The sequence below is a fragment of the Pseudomonas sp. WS 5532 genome, from assembly GCF_012985445.1.
Taxonomy (GTDB): Bacteria; Pseudomonadota; Gammaproteobacteria; order Pseudomonadales; family Pseudomonadaceae; genus Aquipseudomonas; species Aquipseudomonas edaphica.
Window position 1 is genome coordinate 181,075 of record NZ_JAAQWK010000002.1, and the last position, 15,342, is coordinate 196,416.

11 protein-coding genes are annotated in these 15,342 nt (G+C 62.1%); 10 read left to right on the forward strand and 1 reads right to left on the reverse strand.

Annotated elements, in window-relative coordinates:
• Nucleotides 1-4: 4 nt before the first annotated feature.
• From HBO23_RS04385 to HBO23_RS04430, 10 genes are all read left to right on the forward strand, one after another.
• Nucleotides 5-1,294 carry a DotU family type VI secretion system protein gene (locus HBO23_RS04385; RefSeq protein ID WP_017135828.1) on the forward strand — a complete coding sequence of 430 codons (1,290 nt, stop codon included), beginning with the start codon at nucleotides 5-7 and terminating at the stop codon, nucleotides 1,292-1,294.
• The gene (gene tssM / locus HBO23_RS04390; RefSeq protein ID WP_138450367.1) at nucleotides 1,291-4,791 is read left to right on the forward strand and encodes a type VI secretion system membrane subunit TssM; all 3,501 of its coding nucleotides are present in this window, start codon (nucleotides 1,291-1,293) and stop codon (nucleotides 4,789-4,791) included. The genes HBO23_RS04385 and tssM overlap by 4 nt, the downstream gene beginning before the upstream one ends.
• A complete protein-coding gene (gene tagF, locus HBO23_RS04395; RefSeq protein ID WP_017135830.1) occupies nucleotides 4,788-5,441 on the forward strand; it encodes a type VI secretion system-associated protein TagF in 654 nt (217 codons plus the stop codon). Before tssM ends, tagF begins: the two co-directional genes overlap by 4 nt.
• Nucleotides 5,442-6,161 (forward strand): protein phosphatase 2C domain-containing protein, encoded by a 720-nt coding sequence (locus HBO23_RS04400; RefSeq protein ID WP_170036687.1) that lies wholly within the window; start codon nucleotides 5,442-5,444, stop codon nucleotides 6,159-6,161. It begins immediately after the preceding gene.
• The gene (locus HBO23_RS04405; protein ID WP_170036689.1) at nucleotides 6,158-9,136 is read left to right on the forward strand and encodes a serine/threonine-protein kinase; all 2,979 of its coding nucleotides are present in this window, start codon (nucleotides 6,158-6,160) and stop codon (nucleotides 9,134-9,136) included. Before HBO23_RS04400 ends, HBO23_RS04405 begins: the two co-directional genes overlap by 4 nt.
• Nucleotides 9,136-9,840 carry an ABC transporter ATP-binding protein gene (locus HBO23_RS04410; protein ID WP_017135833.1) on the forward strand — a complete coding sequence of 235 codons (705 nt, stop codon included), beginning with the start codon at nucleotides 9,136-9,138 and terminating at the stop codon, nucleotides 9,838-9,840. Before HBO23_RS04405 ends, HBO23_RS04410 begins: the two co-directional genes overlap by 1 nt.
• Nucleotides 9,840-11,024, forward strand: a complete 1,185-nt coding sequence (locus HBO23_RS04415; protein WP_017135834.1) for an ABC transporter permease — start codon at nucleotides 9,840-9,842, stop codon at nucleotides 11,022-11,024. Before HBO23_RS04410 ends, HBO23_RS04415 begins: the two co-directional genes overlap by 1 nt.
• Nucleotides 11,017-12,729, forward strand: a complete 1,713-nt coding sequence (locus HBO23_RS04420; protein WP_170036699.1) for an SUMF1/EgtB/PvdO family nonheme iron enzyme — start codon at nucleotides 11,017-11,019, stop codon at nucleotides 12,727-12,729. The genes HBO23_RS04415 and HBO23_RS04420 overlap by 8 nt, the downstream gene beginning before the upstream one ends.
• 84 nt (nucleotides 12,730-12,813) lie before the next feature.
• Nucleotides 12,814-13,740, forward strand: coding sequence for a type VI secretion system-associated lipoprotein TagQ (gene tagQ, locus HBO23_RS04425; RefSeq protein WP_017135836.1), 927 nt, complete (start codon nucleotides 12,814-12,816; stop codon nucleotides 13,738-13,740).
• 124 nt (nucleotides 13,741-13,864) lie between these two features.
• Nucleotides 13,865-14,245 (forward strand): hypothetical protein, encoded by a 381-nt coding sequence (locus HBO23_RS04430; RefSeq protein WP_017135837.1) that lies wholly within the window; start codon nucleotides 13,865-13,867, stop codon nucleotides 14,243-14,245.
• A gap of 56 nt (nucleotides 14,246-14,301) precedes the next feature.
• Here the strand turns inward: HBO23_RS04430 and HBO23_RS04435 are convergent, their stop codons facing one another.
• Nucleotides 14,302-15,192, reverse strand: coding sequence for a hypothetical protein (locus tag HBO23_RS04435; protein ID WP_170036701.1), 891 nt, complete (start codon nucleotides 15,190-15,192; stop codon nucleotides 14,302-14,304).
• Nucleotides 15,193-15,342: the final 150 nt, after the last annotated feature.

The following is a 15,342-nucleotide window of genomic DNA, read 5'->3' on the forward strand; positions in this document are numbered from 1 at the left end:
GGCGATGCATCCCAATGATGATGACCGCACCCAGTTCATGCCTCGCCCAGGTGGTCGTGCACCGGAACCTGCACGTGCCGAACCGGCGCCTTTGTCGATGCCGGCCGCGCCGATCCTCACCGGCAAAAGCCAGGGCCTGAACCCGTTGGAAAGCGCCGCCGGGCCGCTGTTGGCGCTGTTGACGCGCCTGCGCAACACCATCGCCCATCCGGCGCCGGCCAGTTTGCGTGCGCAGTTGCTGGCCTACCTGCGCCAGTTCGAAGAGCGCGCCGAAGCCGCCGGTGTGGCGCGCAACGAAGTGCTGCTGGCGCGTTACGCGCTGTGTACGGCGCTCGATGAAGCCGTGCTCAGCACGCCGTGGGGCAGTGCCAGTGACTGGGGCAAGCAGAGCTTGTTGATCACCGTGCACAACGAAGCCTGGGGCGGCGAAAAAGTCTTCCAGTTGCTCGACCATTGCCTGCAAAGCCCGCGTGAGCGCCTGTACCTGCTGGAGCTGCTGTACCTGTGCATGTGCCTGGGTTTTGAAGGCCGCTACCGCGTGATGAATGACGGTCGCAGCCAGCTGGAAGCCTTGCGTGAACGCACCGCCGCAGCGATTCGCAGTGCGCGTGGTGAGCACGAACGCGAACTCTCGCCGCATTGGCGCGGCGTGACGGTGGCACGTGATCGCCTCGCGCAATTCATGCCGCCGTGGATCGCTGTGGCCATCGGCCTGGCGCTGCTGCTGGCGTTGCTGTTTGGCTTGCGCATGAAACTGGCGTCGGATGCGGAGCCGGTATTCAAGAATATCCATGCCCTGGGCGAGATTCCGGTGCAGGCCATCGACCGCCCGGTGGCGCAGCCCAAAGTCATTGAGCGGCCGCGTCTGGCCGGCTTTCTCGTGGAAGACATCAAGGCGGGCCGCGTGGCGGTGGAAGACAAGGTCGACCGCTCCGTGGTGACGATTCGCGGCGATGAACTGTTCGCGTCTGCCAGCTCCAGCATCCGCGATGACTTCGAGCCACTGATGCTGCGCATCGCTGACGCCATCCGCAAGGTCAAGGGCCAGGTCCGCGTGACCGGGCACAGCGATAACCGCCCGATTGCCACGCTGCGCTTCCCGTCCAACTGGGCATTGTCCGAAGCGCGGGCCAAGTCGGTGCTGGACATCCTGGCGGCCAAGACCGGCCAGGCGGATCGCTTCAGCGCTGAAGGCCGCAGCGACACCGAGCCGGTGGCGACCAACGCCACCGCCGAAGGCCGTGCCCGCAATCGTCGGGTTGAAATCACCGTATTGGCGGAGGGCGTCGAGTGAAGGCGTTTTTCAGTTTCATGATTCGCTGGGTGATCCCCGTGCTGGGCCTGATTGCCCTGAGCCTGATCATCTGGTTTGTGGGGCCGTTGCTCGATGTGCTGGTGCCGGAAGGGCGGCGCTGGGTGTTGATTATCTTGGTGTTTGCGCTGTGGATCGCCTACCGCGTAGTGCGCATTATCCAGGCGCGCCGCCAGGCCGCCGAAGTGATGCGCAGCCTCGCCGCCGAAACCCCGGCCGACCCCAACAGTGTCGCCACGGCCGAAGAGTTGTCGACCTTGCGCCAGCGCATGGACGAAGCCCTGGCATTGCTGAAAAAGGCCAAGCTCGGCGGTGATGAGCGCCGCAATCTCTATGAGCTGCCGTGGTACGTGATCATCGGGCCGCCGGGTTCGGGCAAGACCACCGCGCTGGTCAATTCCGGCCTGCACTTTCCACTCGCTGCGCAGTTGGGCGCCGGTGCTGTGCGCGGCGTTGGCGGTACGCGCAATTGTGATTGGTGGTTTACCGACCAGGCCGTTTTGCTCGATACCGCTGGCCGCTACACCACCCAGGACAGCAACTCCACAGTGGATAAAGCCGCGTGGCTGGGCTTTCTCGATCTGTTGAAAAAGCAGCGTTCACGTCGGCCCATTGATGGCGCGTTTATCGCCATCAGCCTCTCGGATCTGCTGCTCGGTACGGAGGCCGAACGCGCCGCCCATGCGGCGGCGATTCGCCTGCGGATCCAGGAGCTGTACACCCAATTGGGCGTGCGTTTCCCGATCTACCTGATGCTGACCAAGCTCGACCTGGTGCCGGGTTTCATGGAGTTCTTCGACAACCTGAGCAAGGAAGACCGCGCCCAGGTGTGGGGCATGACCTTCGCCCTGGACGACGGCAAAAACAGCGACAGCCCGCTGGCCCATCTGCAAAGCGAGTTTGCGGGTCTTGAGCAGCGCCTGAATGAACGGCTGGTGGAGCGCCTGCAACAGGAGCGTGACCCGGCGCGGCGTGACCTGATCTACGGCTTCCCGCAGCAGTTCGGCGCGTTGAAAGATTGCCTGCAAAGTTTCCTCGAAGGCGTGTTCAAACCCAACGCCTTCGAAGAGCGCGTGTTGCTGCGCGGAGTCTATTTCACCAGCGGCACTCAGGAAGGCAGCCCGATTGATCGCTTGATCGGCGCCATGGCCCAGAGCATGAATCTGGACCGCCAGCACCTGGCACGACAGAGCGGCACCGGGCGCAGTTATTTCATCGAAAAGTTGTTCACCGCCGTGGCGTTTGCCGAGCGTGGGTTGGTGGGCGTGAACCCGAAAGTCGAGCGCCGCCGCAAGTGGATTGCACGCGGTGTGCTGGCCGCTACCATCGCCCTTGTGGTGGTGGTCAGTGGCCTCTGGTGGGTGAGTTATCGTGCCAACCAGGCGTATATCGCCCAGGTTGACCAGAAGGTTGCGCCGCTGGGCCAGACCGTACAAAACCTCAGCCCGGCGCAGCGTGAAGTGCTGGCAGTGTTGCCGCTGCTCAACGCGGTGAAGAACCTCGCGGGCGATTCGCCGAGCTGGTCCGAAGGCCTGGGCCTGTATCAGGGCGATATGCTTGAAGCCGAATCCGCCAGTGTCTATCGCAAGCTCTTGATCGCCGTGTTCGCGCCGCGACTAGTGACGCGCATCGAAGAGCAACTGCATGGCGGCGGCAATTCCGACTTCCTCTACGAGGGCCTCAAGGCCTACCTGATGCTCGCCGATAACGAGCACTACGACCCGGACTTCATCAAGGCCTGGGTCGCCCTGGATTGGGACCGCAACCTGCCGCGTGACCTGCCGGCCGATCAGCGCCAGGCGTTGACCGGGCACTTGCAGGCGCTGTTCGACCGTCACCCGCCGAATGCGCGGCTGGACCCACGCCTGATCGATGACCTGCGTCGCCAACTGCAACAGCTGCCGGTGGCGCAACGCGTGTACGACCGGGTCAAGCGCCAGAAGCTGCCCGAGGGCATCCCCGACTTTCGCCTCAACGAAGCCGCCGGCCGCGATGCTGCGTTGGTGTTCAGCCGTAAAAGCGGCAAGCCATTGGGCGAACCGTTGAGTGGGTTCTTCACTGCCAAAGGCTATCGCCAGGCGTTCCTGCTCAGCAGCCTGAACCAGACTGGCACGCTCGCGGAAGAACAATGGGTGTTGGGCCGTGAGCAAGCCGATCAGCAGAACGTGGTGAGCCTGGCCGCCGACGTGCGCCGCCTGTACTTCCAGGACTACCAGCGCCAATGGGACGCCTTGCTCGCGGACATCGACTTTGTGCCGATCACCAGCGTGGCCCAGGCGGCCGATGTGCTGCGGGTGATTTCCGGCCCCACTTCGCCGCTTAAAAAGCTGCTGGTAGCCGTGGCCAAAGAGACCGATCTGCAAGCTGAAGAACGCCAATTGGCCGCCAAAGGCGTGCCGGTGGAAGGCGGCGTCGACAAGCTCAAGGAACGCCTCGGCAGCCTGCTCGGCCAGGAGCAACCAAGCGCTAATGCACCGCAAGCGGCGGACGATCCGGTGACCGCGCACTTTGCCGAACTCAATAGCATCGTCAGCAAAAACGAAGGCGAACCGGCGGCCATCGACGGCCTGTTGGCGGACATGAACGCGCTGTATGTGCAAGTCAGCGCCATGGTCGGCGCCAGTGGCGACGCCTTGCTTGGCGAGGCCAAGAACCAGGCGGCCGCTGCGGCCACGCGGGTCAGCTTGAATGCCGAGCGCCAGCCGCCGCTGGTGCAGGGCATGGTCAAGTCGGTGGTCAACTCCACCACCAACAGCATGATGGGCGGGGTGCGTAACCAGCTGAATGCGGCGTGGGTGAGTGAAGTGGTCAACGTGTATCGCCAGTCTCTGGCGGGGCGTTATCCGATGTCGCCGGGCAGCGCGCGGGACGCCACGCTCGATGACTTCGGCCAGTTCTTCGGCGTGGGCGGGGTGATGGATAACTATTTCCGCAAATACCTGCAGCCTTACGTGGATACGTCCGCACAGACCTGGCGCTGGCAGCCGGGCGCGGCGCAGAAGCTTGGGATCGCGCCGGGCGTGCTGCAAACCTTCCAGCGTGCGGCGGCTATTCGTGACGCGTTCTTTAGATCGGGGGGCACCCAGCCGATCGTGCGTTTCGAGCTCAAGCCGGTGTCGATGGACCCGACCATCACTCAGTTCTTGCTCGACCTCGACGGCCAGCAACTGAGCTACGACCACGGCCCAAGCCGGCCGGTAGCGATGCAATGGCCGAACCCCGGCAGTATCGGCGTGGTGCGTATTTCGATCACGCCGCCGTCGGCCAGTGGCCGTTCCGGCGTGACCCTGGACGGCCCATGGGCATGGTTCCGTCTGCTGGAGCAATCGGACCTGAGCGCCGGCAATTCGCCGGACCGCTTCAACCTGCGTTTGCGGGTTGATGGCGCGAGCATCGCCTACGAGTTGCGCGCCAACAGCGCCTTCAACCCGTTCAAGAGCCGCGTACTCAGTGGCTTCAGCCTGCCGGAGCGGCTATGAACACGCTGGGCTTCTACGGCAAGTTGGCCAGCCGCGGTGACTTTGTCAGCCGCGCCTTGCCCCAGAGTTTTATCGGCCCGTGGGACAGCTGGCTGGCCGCAGGTTTGCTCGCCAGCCAGAGCAGCCTGGGTGGCGATTGGCTAAACGTCTATCTGGTCAGCCCGTTGTGGCGTTTTGTGCTGGCGCCGGGCGTATGCGGGCCGGACGCGGCGGCAGGCGTGGTGATGCCAAGTATTGATCGGGTCGGGCGCTATTTCCCGTTGGCCGTGGTGGCGTTGCTTGATCACGACACTAACCCGGCGTCATTGGTGGGTGGCCCGGATACGTGGTTTGAGCAGGCTGAAGAGCTGTTGCTCAGCACCCTGGATACTGGCGCTACGTTTGAAGGCTTTAACGATGGCGTTGACAGCCTGGGCATCCCGGCCAGTGAACCGCGCGCGGTAGACAGTCGCTTCGCGGGCCTGCAGCGGGTCGCCGCCACCGTGCCCCACAGCCGCATGACCGCACTGGCCGAGCAGGCTTGTGAGGGTGCCAGCCTGTGGTGGGGCCGTGGCTCACAACGTATTTCCCCAGGTTTATTGCGGTGCCAGGGTTTGCCGGCTGCCGGCGATTTTGCGCAGTTTTTGCTCGGACAAGAAGGTGTGGTGTAGATGGGGGCGACGTTTAAATCCGCGAGCAAAAGCCATGTGGGCATGGTGCGCCAGGTCAATGAAGACGCGTGCCTGGACCTGCCGGAAAACCGCCTGTGGGTGGTAGCCGATGGCATGGGCGGGCATGCGGCCGGCGATTACGTCAGCAGCTTGATCGTCGACAGTCTGCGCAACGTGCCGGTGGGGCGCTCTCTCGATGAATACTCGGCGGCCTTGCGCAATGACCTGATCCGCATCAACGCCACGGTGCGTGAAGAAACCGCCAACCGTGGCGTGAGCATGATGGGCAGCACCGTGGTGGTGCTCGCCGCACGTGGCCTACGTGGCGTGTGTTTATGGGCCGGCGACAGTCGCCTGTACCGCCTGCGCGAAGGGCAGTTGGACAGCATTTCCCGCGATCACAGCTACGTGCAGGACCTGCAAGACAGCGGCCTGCTCAGCGAAGCCGACGCGCGCGTGCATCCTCGCGCCAATATCGTCACCCGCGCCGTGGGCGTGGAGGCGCAGTTGGACGTGGCGGTGACTGACCTGCTGATTTCCCCCGGCGACAGCTACCTGCTGTGCAGCGATGGCCTGAACAAGACCGTCGAAGACCATGAAATACGTGAAGTGCTGAGCCACGACGCGCCGGACGAAATCGTGCGCAGCCTGGTGCACCTGGGGCTCAACCGTGGCGCGCCGGATAATATCACTGCCATTGTCGTGAAGGTCTCGCCATGAACATTGTGATCCCTGGCTACGACATCGAAGGCGAGATCGGCGAAGGCGCCATGGCCAGCGTGTACCTGGCGACCCAGCGCTCGCTGGAGCGCAAGGTGGCCTTGAAGGTGATGGCGGCGGCGCTGGCGGCCGACCCGAGCTTCTGCGAGCGCTTCCTGCGCGAGGGCAAGACGCTGGCGCGCCTGTCGCATCCGCACACGGTGACCATCCATGACATCGGCAATGTCGGTGAGCTGTACTACATGGCCATGGAATACCTGCCCAACGGCACGCTAAAGGAGCGTATCGCCGCCGGCCTGACGCCGGAGCAGGGCGTGACGCTGATTCGCCAGATCGCTTCGGCGTTGGGCTATGCGCATGCACAGGGTTTGGTACACCGCGACGTCAAACCAGCGAACATTCTGTTTCGCGCTGACGGTACCGCCGTGCTGTCAGACTTCGGCATCGCCAAGTCCCTGGACGATCGCACCCAGTTCACCCAAGCCGGTTTTGCCGTGGGCACGCCGAGCTATATGAGCCCGGAGCAGGCGCGTGGCCAGGAAATTGATGGCCGCGCCGACCTGTATGCGTTGGGCGTGGTGCTCTACGAAATTCTCGTCGGCAAGCTGCCGTACAGCGGCACCGATGCGCTGTCCACTGCGCTGGCGCATCTGACCGAGCCGCTGCCGGAACTGCCGGTGCACCACGGGCGTTATCAGGAGGTGCTGCGCAAGCTGCTGGCCAAAGACCCGGCCGAGCGTTTTCCGGATGCGGCGGCGTTGCTGCGCGCGCTCGACCAACTGCCCGCGGATTCGCCGGAAGCCACGCTGGTGCGGCCGTTACCGATTCCGCTGAGTTTTGACTTGGCCGGAATGACGCCAGTGTCCATCGAGATTCCGACCGACAAACCCCAGCCGCAACCGGTGCGTCAACCGGTGGTAACTCCCACGCAACACCGCGCCGTGTCCGAGCAGCGCCGTGGCCCGGTGCTGGCCCTGGCCGCTGTCGCTGTGGCGGTTGCACTGGCCATTGGTGGCGCCAGTTACTGGTGGCTGAGCGGCAGCGATGAACCTGCCAAACCGCCTGTCGCCGTGGTGCCCAAGACCACGCCACCGCCGGAGGTAAAGCCGGTGGTGGCCGAGGCGGATGGCGGCCAGCGGCCGTTGCTGATGGCCGGTAAAAAGACCTTGTTCCAGCGCGTGCTCAGCAAGCCGGGCGCCAAGCTGTCCCATGATGCCGGTGGTGCCGCAGACGAAGCCCTGCCGGCGTTTTCGGTGCTCTATGTTTACCAGCGCAAAGACATCGACGGCAGCCCGTGGGTGCGTGTCGGCGCCGCAACCGATGGGCGCAGCGATGGTTGGTTGCCCGCCGCTCAAGTCAGCGACTGGAAGCAAAGCCTGGTGCTTAAGTTTACCGAGCGCTCGGGCCGGGCGCCGGTGATGTTCCTGCGCCAATCGGCGCAGGTGGAAAAGCTGTTGGCTGATCCCGCCGCCGCCAAAAACGTGTTGGCCAAGGCGCAGAAGAACCGCGAAGACAATCAACAGGTGCTGGCGCTTGAGCCGACAGCCAGTGCTGTGCCGCAAAACCAGTTTTACCTGCTGCCGATTTTTGATTCCAAAGAGAGCTTCGACGAAAACGGCCAGCCGGTGCAGTTGCTCAATGTGGCGTCCATCGACCCGGGCAGCGCGGCGGCCAAGCCGGCCACCAAAGCAATCGCCGCAGACGCTTTCCGCACGGCCGTGGTGTTGGTGGTCGACACGACGGTTTCGATGCAGCCTTACATCGACCAGGTTCGCGATGTGGTGCATGAGTTGCAAACTCGCATTGCCGAGCGCGGTGAGCTTGATAGCGTGAGCTTCGGGCTGGTGGGCTTTCGCAACAGCATCAAGAAAACCCCTGGTTTGGAATACGTCGCCAAGACGCTCATCAGCCTTGATCAGGGCCGCGACCCGCAGCGCTTCCTCGATATGGCGCGCCAGGTCAAAGCGTCCACGGTGTCCAGCCACTCATTCAATGAGGACGCGTTTGCCGGGGTGATGCAGGCGGTCGATGGCATGGATTGGTCTGGCTACGGCGGGCGCATCATTTTGCTGGTCACCGATGCCGGCGCGCTGCGCAAGAACGACCCGTTCACCGCCACCCAGATGAACGAAGCCGAAGTGCGCCAGGCAGCACTCGGCAAGCAGATCAAGATTTACGCCCTGCACCTGCGTACCGATGCCGGCAAGAAAACCCACGCCGGTGCCGAAACCCAGTACCGCGTGCTGACCGCAGACGCCAACCCGCAGATCGGCGACCTTTACACGCCGGTGCCCGGGGGTGATGTACACAAGCTGGGCGAGCGGGTTGATGAGATTGGCACAGTGTTCGCCAACCTGGTGCACCAGGTCCGCAGCGACACACCGCAACCGGTGCCGCTGCTGAGTAGCGCGCCGAGCCTGGCGGATAAATCCGCAGCAGTCGGCTACGCCATGCACATGGACTTCCTCGGCCGTAAAACCGCCAGCCAGGCGCCGCAACTGGTCAGCGCCTGGACCGCCGATCGTGACCTGACCAATCCGGCGCTGCCGGCGTTCCAGGTGTGCGTGATGCTCACAAAATTGCAGCTAAACGACCTGCAGCAATCGCTGAAACTGATCGTGGATGCCGCGCGTAAAACCCAGACCTCGCCCAAGGATTTCTTCCAGGAAATTGCCAGCGCTTCAGCCTATATGAGCCGTGACCCGCAGGCCCTGCGCAAGGGCGGCAACCTGGCTGATGGTGGCCTGCTCGGTGAATACCTGGAAGGCCTGCCGTACCGCAGCAAGTCGCTGAACATGACCCAGGACTTGTGGTTGTCGCTGAGTGTGGCCGAGCAGGAAGACTTTATCGACGAGCTGGATTCGAAAATCCGCCTCTACGAAACCTTTCACAATGATGTGGCCAACTGGGTCCGTTTCGGCGATGCCGAGCCGGGCGATGCGTTGTACCGCGTACCGTTGTCGACGCTGCCGTAATGCTGAACTTGAGCGCGGTGCACAAAAGCCGGGGCACGGGAAACCAGCGTTACAGCCTGGTGATTCCGGCCTTGCAGCTGCGTGCCGGTGAGCAGTTGGCGATTATCGGGCCCAGTGGCTGCGGCAAAAGCACTTTGCTGGATTTGCTCGCGCTGGTGTTGGCGCCGGATCAGGCGGGCCGGTTTGAATTCGACAACACCGATATCGGCGGGCTATGGCGTGCCGATCAGCAATCTACCCTGGCTGCGCTGCGCAGCCAGCACTTGGGTTACGTGCTGCAAACCGGCGGCCTGCTGGGTTTTCTCGATGTGCGCGGCAATATCGCCTTGTCGCGGCAATTGCTGGGTTTGAAGGATGACGGCAGCGTGGCGCGCCTGGCTGAGCAGCTGGAGATTAGTGACCAGTTGGCGAAGAAACCGGCGGACCTGTCGGTGGGCCAACGCCAGCGCGTGAGTTGCGCCCGTGCCCTGGCCCATGCGCCGCAATTGGTGCTCGCGGATGAGCCGACCGCGTCGCTGGACCCACTGAATGCCGAGCGCGTGATGCAGGCGTTGCTGGCCCAGGCCCGCGAACACCGTGCCGCCTGCGTGATCGCCACCCATGACGAACCCCTGGCCCGCGCCAGCGGCTTGCAGGTACGGCGCATCGGTTGCCGCCGCGACCCTGATGGCGGCGTCACGGCCACGCTCGGGGAGGTGTGCTGATGCGCATCGGCTTGGTGGCCTCGCTGGCCTGGCAGGATTACCGCAATGACGCCTGGCTGTCGGCCTGTTCGGTGCTGGCGCTGGTGGCAGTGATCGCGCCGCTGCTGGTGTTATTCGGCCTGAAATTTGGACTGGTTGGCAGTTTGACCGAACGCTTGGAGACCGATCCGGCCACCCGTGAAATTATCCCATTGGGCGGTGGTCGATTCAGCAGCGAATTTATCCAGCAGCTAGGTCGGCGCAGCGATGTGGCCTTTGCCGTGCCGCGTACCCGACAAATTGCGGCGACCGCGCAGGTGGGCACGCTGGCGTTGGAAATGCTGCCGACGGCGGCGGGTGACCCGTTGCTCAGTGGTTTGCCAATGCCCAAGGGCCTGGACCAGATCGTGCTGAGCCACACCGCAGCCGAAAAGCTTGCGGCGCGGCCTGGGGATTGGCTGGAAACCCGCTTTGCGCGGCAAGTGGCGGGGCGTGTCGAAGCCCGCAACGCGCGCCTGCAGGTGCTGGCGGTGTTGCCGTTGGAAGCCTTCGCCCGTGACGGCTTGTTTGCTGATTTGGGCTTGCTGGAAGCGGCGGAAGATTACCGCGATGGCCGTGCCGTGCCGGTGTTGGGCTGGGACGGGGATGAGGTCGGGTTGAACGAGCAGCGTGTGTACCCGGCGTTTCGTCTTTACGCACGCAACCTTACTGATGTGGAGCCGCTGCGGGTGTATTTCGCCGGGCAGAATCTGTTGGTGTCGACCCAGGCACAGACCATCGCCCAGGTGCAGTCGTTGAGCCGCAACCTGTCGTTGGTGTTCTGGATTATTGCCGGGCTGGCCTTGGTCGGGGCGTTTGCAGCGATCTTCGCCGGGGCGCTGGCGGCTGTCGCGCGCAAGCGGCGGGAATTGTCGGTGTTGCGCCTGTTGGGGTTTTCCACCGGCGCACTGTTGTTGTTTGTGGTGTTGCAGGCGCTCTACAGCGCAGGGTTTGCCGCCGTGCTAAGCGCCGGGCTGTATGGCCTGGCCGAGGCTGCTTTGAATAAACTATTTGTGCAAGGGGCGGGCGAATATGCCAGTCACCTGCTGGCGCGTCACTACGTCCTGGCCCTGGTTGCAATCCTCGGCGTCAGCGCCGTGGCGGCGGCCTGTGGCGGTTGGCGAGTGGCGCGGATCCAGGCTTCTGAAGGAATCAGAGATGTATAAGTTACTGGGCGCCTGTGTGGCGCTGAGCCTGGCCTCGTTGGCCTGGGCCGATGAAGCGAGTGACAAACTGGATAACCCCAAGCCGTTGCCGGATGATGTGAGCCTGCCGCTGCCCTGCGAAGGCAACATGGTGTTCCGCTACGCCTACGTGCTGGCCCAAGGCACGCTGGATGACCGCGAGATCAGCCTCGGTTACCCCTTTGCCGAAGGCGAGGCGGGTTATCAGCAATCGTTTATTTCCGGCTACCGCCGCGACTTTATCAACGGCCAGTTCACGCTCAAGGATCTGCCCAAGGACTGGAACAAAGTCATCGCGCCGTTGATGCCGAAAACCGACGCCAAAACTCCGCTCAAGCCGATGCTGTATTTCATCGGCAAGTACGAAGTGACTGCCCGCCAGTATGCGCAGGTGATGTCCCAGGCGCAGTCGCTGGCCAGCGGCGAACCAGCTCCAGCCTGTGATGCGCCGACCGGCATGGCCGCGCGTTTGCCCAAGGTAAAACTATCGCGTTTCGAAGCTGAACGTTTCTCGGCGGTGTACAGCGCCTGGCTGATGAAATACCACCGTGAGCTGCTGCCGGTGAGCGGCCGCGGCTCTTCGGCCGACGACGGCGGCCTGGGTTTTGTGCGCCTGCCCACCGAAGTGGAATGGGAATACGCCGCACGCGGTGGCCAGGCGGTTAGCCGTCAGGAACTGGAAGGGCGACTGTTCCCGCGCCGCGTCGACGGCAGCGAGAGCGACGGCCCGCTGGGTGATTACGCGGTGTTCAACCAGGTTGCCGGCGGCACCGGTCAGGCTGCGCGCTTGATGCCCATCGGCACCAAATTGCCCAACCCGATCGGCCTGTTTGACGTGATCGGCAACGCAGCGGAAATGGTCCAGGAATCGTTCCAGCTGGTGCATGCCGGGCGCCGCCAGGGCACCTACGGGGGCTTTGTGGTCAAGGGCGGCAACTACCTGGAAGGCGAGGGCACGCTGTTTACCGGCATGCGCCGTGAGTACCCGTTATTCGCCGCTGACGGCACCGAACAAAGCAACGAAACCACCGGTTTTCGCGTAGCGATCGGTGCGTTGTCGGCGCCGCGCTCGCGCTACAAGGAGCTGTTCGCCCAGTGGCAGAAAGAAGGCCGCCTGGCGTCGCTGACTGACGCCATCGATGACGCCCAGGACCCGACCAAGCGCCTGGACAGCATCATTGCGGCCAGTGTCGACCCCAAGCTGCAAGCCGAACTCGGCCTGGTCAACGAAGAGCTCAAACGCAACGTTTCATTGATCGCCCAGCAGCGCGAAGAGGCCGCGGGCAACCTGATCCAGTCGGCCGCGTTGGTGGCCGAGACCATCAGCAATTACAACATCCGCCTGGCCAACTTGCAGAAGAGCCGCCAAGAGGCCAAAGACAATAAGGATGAGGCCAGCGCGCAGCTGTTCGACATGGCCATCACCAATGGCCGCAGCGCCCTCGACGGCGCGGTGGCGATTTACATCGACAACCTGGCCACCGGCACGCGCTACACCGATGCGGTGATCCAGGCCCAGTTTCAACGAATCAAGGAAGAGTTGGATCGCAAGCCAGTGCTCGGCAAGAGCCTGGTGACGCGCGCGACACTGTTCGTTCGCCATGTCGGCAACTACCGCAAGCAACAGCGGGCCGACCCGGCAACGATCTTGAAGGAATTGCTCGCAGCGAGCGGTCAGCGGTCTTGACCGCTGGTTGTATGGCGAGCTTGGAAAGGACTCAGGCGGCGGTGGGCCGTGCTGGGCAAGTCAAACTTAAAAGAGAACACACCTATGCTTTTTTCCCGTAAGGCGGTTTCCAAGCGTCACCTGCTGCTGATCGCAGCTGGTTTCAGCACCGTGTTGACAGGTTGCGCCACGTCGCCGGCTTCCAAGGTCGCGTCGAGCACCAAGGTCGAGTACTACCCCAACTGCTACGAGCCGGTGCAGCACTTGCGTGCAACCGATTCGAACATGACCAAGTCGGTCGTCACCGGTGCGGCGCTTGGCGCAGCCGGCGGTGCATTGCTGGGCGCGCTGACCGGCGACTCCGACAAGCGTGGCCGTAATGCCGCCATCGGTGCAGCGGGCGGCGCCCTGGCGGGTGGCGCAGCGGGTTACTACACCGAGCGTCAGAAGCAGATCACCGATGACAACCAGCGCATCGCGTCCTACTCCACCGACTTCAATAAAAGCGCGTCCGACATCGACCGCAGCACGGCCTACGCCAAGGCGTCCCAGCAGTGCTATCAGAGCGCATTCACCAAGCTGGTGGCCGACCGCAAGGCCAAGACCGTCAACGACACCGAAGGCCGCAAGCGCCTGGCGGAAATCGTGGCTGGCTTGAAAGAGTCCAATGACCTGATCGTTGCAGTGAACGGCAAGGCCAGCGAAGACTTGAACAACTACACCCAGGCTTACGAGCAAGACCTGAAACAAGTGGGTGTGCAGCGTGCTGACGTAGTGACCGTGGCCCAGGCCGACACGACGCCGCAGGTGGTGCCGGCGAAGAAAGGCAAGACGCCTGCCAAAGTCGCCAAAAAACCGGTGCTGCCAACCGTGCCGAAAGAAGCGGTGACCACCGAGAAGAGTATTCAGACCGTGCAAACCAAGCAGGCTGAAAGCAAGCAGGTCGCCAGCGCTGGCAAGGCGCAGATCGAAGGCACCTGCCGCGATCCGAACCTGGCCGACTGGGCGCCAGTGCCGTGCCCTAACGTTTAAGCAACATGTTTCTATAAGCGTTAAACGCCTGCCGATCTCCTGCTAAAGCGCGAGATCGGTGGCGTTCTGCCGGTAAATCGTTACACTGCTGCGGCCACTTAATAAATACACTGAGGCTGTGTGCATGAAATTTCGTCTTCTGCTGTGGGTGCTGGGCCTGATGATGGGCAAAGCCAGCCGCACCAATCCTGCCTTTCAGCAACAGCTGGGTGATAAAGACCTGGCGTTCCAGTTGCAGACCCTCGACGGCAAGGTTGCCCGTCACTTCATCGTCAAAGACCAGCGCATCACCAGCCGCTCAGGTGTTCACCCGGCGCCAGCCTTTGCTATCGCCTTTAAAGATGCCGCCTACGGCTTCGCCACGATGCAGGCGAAGAACAAGCAACTGGCGTTCATGACGGGGATTCAGGACAAGTCGATCCAGATCAAGGGCAACCCGGCGTTGGTGATCTGGTTTCAGGGGCTGACCAAGTATTTGAAGCCGCGTAAAAAAACAGCTGGTTAGCTTTTTGGAGCCCTCGGGGCACAGAAACCCCGAGGAGAGCCAGTATAAGTTGACCGTCAGTCCTGTTGGTTTACACGTATACGACGGTCTTTGGCTGGGTCGAATCTGCCTGAAAACCGTATGTCTCCATCGGTCACATGTTGCCGGCTCTTATATTCGTTGGTTTCGGTATTTCCGGCACTTTCATGAATGTCGACTTCGGTATCAAATTGCCGGTAAAGTTTTATAGAGGTGAATTGGGCCTTGGTCTGGATATACGTGTTGTCAGAGCGGCCAATAATAGTGTCGCTTGTACCTTCGGCGGAGATCGCCGTTCGAGATGAATCGCTGGGTGTACCACCCCTTATAGTGTTTTTTCCCGCGCCACCATTAATGAAGTTACTGCCTGTACCTCCTGCCAAGGTATCATCGCCGTTTTCACCGTATAATTCTCCGCCGCCATAGGCTAGTTCACCGGTATCATTGCCGTCGCCCAGATATACTTGAGCGTAGCCGCCTCCCGTGCTCACGGTGTCTTTGCCTGGGCCAGTGTGAATGGTTACACTGGTCTTGACGTCAGGGGCTATCTTTACACTGTCATCGCCACCGCCGCTGTCTATGAACAGTTTGCCTTGATTGCCCTCGGGGTTAGAGGCGTCGATGTCCAGCTTGACGGCTTGCCCATTGATAATGGCGACGACGCGATCATTAATAACTTTTATATCGATTTTATCATCCGCATGTCCCGTATAAATTCTTACTTCGGAGGCGGGGTGATAAGTGCGGCCATTGACGTTTTGTGGTGCGCCTGGGTCAGGCGTCGTTACAACCAGTACGGTCCCATATTGGTCTCTGCGAGGTGTAAGACTGCCGTTGATGTTTACAGAGGGTTCGGTAGCTGTAGGTGAAGGGTAGGCGCTTATTGGGTTGTTAGTTATAAAGTTGCTAACGGTGGATGAAATAGACATAGGCAGAATCCAGAGTTTTAATGGTAAGAAAACTTACCGACATGCTCTATGTGGATTAGTTGGGCGGGACAGTTCCGTATCAGATGTTACTTTATATTTGTAAGTTGTTAGAGTGCCATGATTTCGTTGGGTAGGTATGTCACTTTCGCC

What these genes read in the sequence shown, in the direction of transcription:
- HBO23_RS04385 (WP_017135828.1), top strand. Translation starts at nt 5, where the DNA reads ATGCATCCCAATGATGATGACCGCACCCAGTTCATGCCTCGCCCAGGT.
- tagF (WP_017135830.1), top strand. Translation starts at nt 4,788, where the DNA reads ATGAACACGCTGGGCTTCTACGGCAAGTTGGCCAGCCGCGGTGACTTT.
- HBO23_RS04400 (WP_170036687.1), top strand. Translation starts at nt 5,442, where the DNA reads ATGGGGGCGACGTTTAAATCCGCGAGCAAAAGCCATGTGGGCATGGTG.
- HBO23_RS04405 (WP_170036689.1), top strand. Translation starts at nt 6,158, where the DNA reads ATGAACATTGTGATCCCTGGCTACGACATCGAAGGCGAGATCGGCGAA.
- HBO23_RS04410 (WP_017135833.1), top strand. Translation starts at nt 9,136, where the DNA reads ATGCTGAACTTGAGCGCGGTGCACAAAAGCCGGGGCACGGGAAACCAG.
- HBO23_RS04415 (WP_017135834.1), top strand. Translation starts at nt 9,840, where the DNA reads ATGCGCATCGGCTTGGTGGCCTCGCTGGCCTGGCAGGATTACCGCAAT.
- HBO23_RS04420 (WP_170036699.1), top strand. Translation starts at nt 11,017, where the DNA reads ATGTATAAGTTACTGGGCGCCTGTGTGGCGCTGAGCCTGGCCTCGTTG.
- tagQ (WP_017135836.1), top strand. Translation starts at nt 12,814, where the DNA reads ATGCTTTTTTCCCGTAAGGCGGTTTCCAAGCGTCACCTGCTGCTGATC.
- HBO23_RS04430 (WP_017135837.1), top strand. Translation starts at nt 13,865, where the DNA reads ATGAAATTTCGTCTTCTGCTGTGGGTGCTGGGCCTGATGATGGGCAAA.
- HBO23_RS04435 (WP_170036701.1), bottom strand. Translation starts at nt 15,192, where the DNA reads ATGTCTATTTCATCCACCGTTAGCAACTTTATAACTAACAACCCAATA.